This window comes from Stenotrophomonas sp. 05L44_2 (assembly GCF_056665995.1).
This window is the reverse complement of record NZ_JBFTNR010000169.1, coordinates 1-6,343: the sequence shown is the minus strand read 5'-3', so window position 1 is coordinate 6,343 and position 6,343 is coordinate 1. Positions and strand designations below refer to the sequence as shown.

Annotated in this window: 3 protein-coding genes; all 3 read right to left on the bottom strand. The window is 61.9% G+C overall.

Going from position 1 to position 6,343, the window contains the following annotated elements; translation table 11 throughout:
* The coding region (locus tag AC1VAN_RS07905; protein WP_480985581.1) for a hypothetical protein at nucleotides 1-188 on the bottom strand (188 nt) is incomplete at its 3' end.
* A 73-nt stretch (nucleotides 189-261) separates the two neighbouring features.
* Complete coding sequence (locus tag AC1VAN_RS07900) at nucleotides 262-4,932, bottom strand: RHS repeat-associated core domain-containing protein (protein ID WP_442251327.1); 4,671 nt, start codon at nucleotides 4,930-4,932, stop codon at nucleotides 262-264.
* Between the two features lie 282 nt (nucleotides 4,933-5,214).
* Nucleotides 5,215-6,343 (bottom strand): Gfo/Idh/MocA family protein (locus tag AC1VAN_RS07895; protein ID WP_480985580.1); only part of this gene is annotated, 1,129 nt, incomplete at its 5' end.

Sequence of the window (6,343 nt, the reverse complement as noted above, 5' to 3'; positions counted from 1 at the left end):
ACAGCATCTGGGCTAACTCCAACTCCCGAATCAATCGAAGATATCAAGGATTCGAAGTCGAGCAACGATTCACCCTCCCAGTCCAGGGTCCCGTCGCAAGCAGCGACTTCGTAATCGAGATCCTCCTTGCTACCGGCTGATACAGGCCTCCCATTTTTTGATAGCACATAATCATAGTCATCGGACACCCACGCAAACCAGACGACTCTCCCATGCGCAGCAACCCCAACCGGATATATATCAGCCATCACAAACTCCCGCCTAAATGCCGCCATCAACCCTGAGCTCTTCTGGAATTGCGTCCATCAGAGGATCTTGACTGAAATTGAAAAAGAATTCCTCAAAGAATCCGGGCTTCTCACCGCTAGGAGTGAAGTGCGTTTCCGCATATTTTTTTAGCTTGCTCAAGTTTGACCCCTGCCCTTTGCCGGGGTCCTGACCAAACTCCTTGCACACTCGCTGGGCATACTGAACAGGTGTCTCCCCATTCGTAGGATTTGTCCCCCGCGCCCAAGATGGTATGTCATTTTTTGACTTCCCTCCTTTAGGCGCAATTTTTTGCTGAGGCCGGCTGTACCACGAGTGCGATCTGCCCGCACCTGCACTAGCTCCAGTGCCCCGACCAGAATTACCTGGGGGCCGAACGACGACCGGAGGCCGAGCAAGTACGCAACCGGGACAGAGACCAAGCGAGTCATCCCTTTCCATAGGACCGGATTCAGCGTAGGCGTAAGTGCTGATCCCACCACTAAGGCCAATCGGATCACTCTGCGAATACCGCCCCACYGCCGGCTCATACTCGCGCTGATAGTTGTAGAACAGCTCACTCGCATTCGTCGCCTGCTGTCCCGGGAAGCGCAGTGCCAGCTCAAACAGCACGCCATCCCCATCAGGGTCATTGACCGGTGCCTGGTCGCCAAACACCTCACTCTTGCTGCTCCACTCCCAGATCGCGATATCGCGTATGGGGTCGATCACCACACGCGGCGTACCCAGGTGATCGGGCTGGATGTACGCCAGCCCCGGCACGCCCGTGGCGGGTGTCTGGATCAACGCCACCGGGTAGTTGTCCAGCCAGATCGCCTGTTGCTGCGCTTGCCCGGTCGTCGAGTAGTTGCCAACCCACTGCCCGGCTTCGTCATAGACCGTGACCTGCGCATCGCCACTGGCTGGCGCACGCAGCACGCGCTCACCGCGGTGGTTGTAACCGTAACTCTCCACCACAGCATCGCCCTGCTTCACCGCACTCATGCGGTTGGCATCGTTGTAGGCGAGCGTCTTGCTGCCAATGCTGGTGGTGTTGCCTGCGGCATCCTGGTTGCGCGCCTGACCGTCCACGGCAATCAGTCGATGGCTGTCAGCCGGATAGGTATAGCTTGCGGTCCCGGCCGACGTGGTCAGCGAGGTGCGGTTGCCGGTGGCGTCGTAGCCATAGGTTTCAATCGGCGTGCCCGTCGCACCGTCTTGGGTCTGGGTCAGTCGGCCGAGCGTGTCGTAGGCATACTTGGCCAGCACTTCCGAGCCTGCGCCGTTCTTCAGCTCGGTGATCGAGCCGACGGGATCGTAGCCGTAGCCCAGTGACAGACCGCCCGCCGCGGGGTCATGCACCGCCTGCGGACGGTAGTCCAGATCAAGCGGGCGCTGCAGCTGGCGGCCGTTGCCGTAGGTCCAGCCGGTCGCCGGCCCGAAGGCGGCGTAGGTCACGTTGTTGACCACCACCTGCCGGGCCTGTCCAGGGCGGGTCAGGCCGATCTGGCTGATCCGCCCCTGGTCATCGCGCACATAGTCCGCCACGCCTCCGTCCGGGTAGGTCAACGTGGTCAGGCGACCGGACTTGCTGTACGCATAGCGCAGGGTGCTGGCTACACCATTGATCGTCTGCACCTTGCGGGTGACCTGGCCGAAGCGGTCATGGCAGTACACGGTGCTGCCATTGGCGTGCAGCACCTGGCCCAGGCGACCCTTGGCGAAACGCTCGTCACTGGCACATACCGCTGGTGCGGTGTCGTAGTGATAGCCCACGTCCAGGTTGGGATCCGGATAGGCAATGCCGACCAGTCGATTGAGCGCGTCGTAGCTGTAGGTGGCGGTCACGCCGCGCGCATCAGTGCGGGTCTTGCGGTTGCCAGCGGCGTCAACCGTGAAAGTAGTGTTCCCGCTATCCGGGCTGACATGTCCGGTCAGATCACCAAAGCCGTTGTAGGCGTAGGTGGTGCGCAGACCCTTGGGATCGGTCACCTGGGTGACCTGATCCAACGCGTTGTACTGGCTGCGGATTTTCGCAGCAACACCGCCCACGTCCTGCAGGGACTGCGCCAGCCGGTTCAACGGATCGTATTGCTGGTTCGTCACCCGCTGCAGGGCATCGGTGACCGACTGCGGATTGCCATTGGCGTCGTAGGCAAAGCCGGTGGCGTTGTTGCCGGCATCCTTCAGCGCGGTCAGCTGCCCGAGGGTGTTGTAGACACGGGCCAGCGTGCGGCGCAGCGTACCCCCTGCATCGACCGTGTTTTCCTGCAGACGGTTGCCGGCGTTGTCCAAGGTGTAGTGAATGGTGTTGCCCGCACTGTCGGCAATGTCGGTGAGCCGCTGGGCGGCGTCGTAGACATAGGTGACGCTGCTGCCGTCGGGCTCGGTGACCTGCTGCACCTGGCCGGTGGGCCAGTAGCTCAGCTGGGTGCTGCGATCTTCGGCAGTGGTGGCGCCACGCACGGTGACCGACGTCGGCCAGCCACGTGGGTGATAGGTGTAGTCGGTCACCGCGCCATTGGCATCACGCACTGACAACGGGCGCCCGAAGGCATCGTAAGCGAGGGTCTCAACGGTATGGCCCAACGCACTGGTGACGCTGCGCAGATCGCCCCTGCGGAACGCACAGGTGCCGTTGGTCGCACACCCTGCATCGTCGGCGGTGTACCAGGCATAGGTCACGGTATCTGCCACGTCCGTACGCGGACCGTCGATGCTTTTCAGCAGGCCCACCTGCGGGCAGTCCTGACCTTCGGCTTCACAATAGTTCTGCGTGGTCACGCGGGTATGGTTGGTCGCTGTATCGCGCACGGTGACGCTGGTCGGCTGCAGGCGCGCGTTGCGGACAATGCGGGTTTCCTGGTTGCCGACCGTCTGCTGCACGAGGCGATTACTGTCGAGCGCGACACGCGTCTCGCTGATGCGTTGCTCGGGGGTACCCGCCGCTTCCGTCGTCGTTGTCACGGCTACTGTACCGGCGGCCGGGTCGCTGGCCTCTGCGTAGGCGTACTGGGTGACCACGCCGCGTCGGTCGGTCGAGGACTGCAGGCGGCGGCGGAAGTCCGTGGCCTCTGGGAGGTAGGTACGACCGGCGGTGCCGCTGCTGTCGGTGATGCCATTGACCTTGCGTGGCAGGCCGCTGGTGCCGCTTGCGGTAAGCGCGTACGTGCTCTGCTTGCCGAGTGCATCGGTGACGATGACCGGGCCGGCGGTCGTGTAATCCAGCCGCACCCCATCAATGCCGACATCCGCCTGTGTGCAGTCGCCCGAATGACGGCTGCAGGTCACACGCCCCTTGGCGTCGTAGCCAAACCAGCTATAGCGCCGGCTATCCTCGGCGGTGACGCCTGTCAGGTATCCAGGGAAGCGGGCATCTTCGTAGTGATAGGTCCTTACTCCGCCGTCGGCATAGGTGACTGTGGTCAGTTCGCCTGCCACGGAATAGCCGTACGCGGCCACGACCTGACCGGCTACCGAAATCGTCGAAATCAGCGCATCGTCGCCAGGCGCACCGTACTGGATATCCAAACGACGACCAGAGGAATGGGTGATGCCGAGGAGCCGGCCACGAGCGTCGCGCTCATAGACCAATGACGTGCCATCTTCAAAGTCGCGGCGCTGCATCAGCCCGTCGGAGCCGAACTCGATGCGTTCCTGCGCCCTTGACAACAGCCAGCCACTGCCTTGCTGCACCGCACGATCGCCACTGCCATCCGTTGCCTCGTACTGAGCCCCCACCTTCTGGAAGGAAATCTGGCCGCCATTTTCCTCAATCAGCCCGACCTTCACATCGGTGCTCGGTGGGAATGTCGAGTCGTCCACCGCAGCTGTGAGCCGCAGGTTGTGCGAGTGCGTCCAGCCAGTCCCAAGTGCTCCGCCCGCTGTACTGGTAAGCGAATGATAATGGCGACGGAAGCTGATCCAGCCGAAATCGAAATCGAATTCTGGCTGGGACTTGTCACCCGTTGTCGGATCACACGGATTTCCCACCGGGCACTGCTGGGGCGGCAGCGGGGTACTCGTATACGCCAGCATTGGCGCCATCATCGGCTCATCCTGCTGAATCAGCGAGCACATCTGGATGGCTTCATTCCACAACATACCGGATCGATTCGGACACTCAGCTGTCCTATCGCGGCGCACGTATTCCCATCCCTTCATCTCTGAGCAGCTCTGTGTACCTGCGTAGAAACGATTCTGGGTATAGTGAAATTTCTTGTCCTCGTGTGTGATGCTTCCGTCGTCTCCGACGCCAAGGCCTGGAAATTCAGCCCACTCCTCCTCCGTCAGCGTGGTTGCCGGACATTGGGGGTCGCTCGCGTTGAGACCAAGGATCGCCTCCCGGACCTCATCTTCAGACGCATACTCCTGATCCGAGTAAACGTAGACCCAGTCTGTGCTGACAATAGCCTCGGGCTTGGCCCGGTAGTCATAGATGACTTTGTTTGCCTGCACGCGCTGCCGCTTCACTTCCCAGACGAACGGCCTGTCGTCCTCGTACCGGGCAAAGAAGGCCCTGATGTCCTTCTGCACTGCAGCTTCGGTGGCCCGTGGCTGGCCCATCGACAGGTAGCTCTCCCACTTCTTCTTCACCTCCTGCGCCTGCACCGCAGTGGTACCCACGCACCCCAGCACGGCCATCGCCAGCACTGCGCACGACAGATCCTTCAATCGCTTCAACATCCCTGTTCTCCTTCCTGGGCGGTTACCGCACCGGGAGGAACGAAGGCGCTCGGGCAGCCATTGCCCTTTCCCGCCCTGCGTCGGATCGTCCCTGTTCCGGATTGCGGCGTGGCYGCATGGGGACGTTATCTCCGATGTGGGTTACGCATTCAAGTCAGAAAGTGTGGAGCGGGTCGAATTTCAGAGTTTTCTGATAACCGCCAACCATCGATAATGGCCCGAAGATACAAAAACGCCGGGCAATGCCCGGCGTCTCCGTCACAGCGTGGAAGGGTGTAGACCTCAGTACTTTCCGTCAAACGCAAAAATCGGCTTGCGCTTCTGCCACAGGCCCGCGGTGAAATCCGGGAACTCCAGCGTCTGGAAACTGTTGGCGATCGACTGCTCGCTCAACGGGGTAATCGCGCTCCACGTCACTGCGTCGTAGATGTCGATCGGCATCGGCGCCTTGGCCTTCAGTGCTTCCACGAACGCATGGATCACGAACCAGTCCATGCCGCCATGGCCGGCGCTGGCAGCGGTGTCGGCATTCTGCTTCCACAGCGGATGTTCGTACTGGTCCTGGTACTTCTTGAACTCTTCCCACTGGTGCGGCGGGCTGCGGCCTTCGATGTGGATCGAATGGTTCACGTCCATCCACAGGCCCTTGGTGCCCTGCACGCGGAAGCCCATCGAATACGGTCGCGGCAGCGAGGTGTCGTGCTGCAGCAGGATGGTCTCGCCGTTCTCGCAGGCCAGCGTGGTGGTGACGATGTCGCCGAGCTTGAACTTCACCCTGGTGCTCGGATGGGTGGTGCCGCCGCTCTTGGCTACGGTGTATTCGTGCAGGCCACGCGCCTTGGTGGCGAATGCGTTGATGTGGGTGAAACGGTTGCCGCGGTTGATGCCGGTATACATCGCGCACGGGCCGATGCCGTGGCTGGGGTAGAGCTCACCATTGCGCTCCACCGAGTGTTCGGTGCGCCAGCGTGCTTCGCTCCAGCCCTTGGGGCCGAATTCCACGCCGCTGTCGTAGGGCTGGTTCGGGTCGCCGGAGTTGAACTTCACCCCGCGCAGGTCGTGCTGGTAACCGGCCTGCAGGTGCACCAGTTCGCCGAACAGACCCTGCCGCACCATCTGCAGGGCCGCCATCACGTCACGGCGGTAACAGACGTTCTCCAGCAGCATGTACGGGGTGCCGGTGCTCAGCTGGGTCTTCAGCACGTCCCAGTGATCCTGCAGGGTGATGCCGGCCACCACTTCGCAGCCCACGGCCACGCCGGTCTGCATCGCGGCAATCGCCATCGGTGCGTGGTACTCCCACGGCGTGGCGATGATCACGCCATCGATGCCCTTCTGCTCCAGCAGGCGCTTCCACGCGTTGATGTCGCGGTCCTGGCCGTAGGTCTTCGGCGCGGGCTTGCCCGCCTTG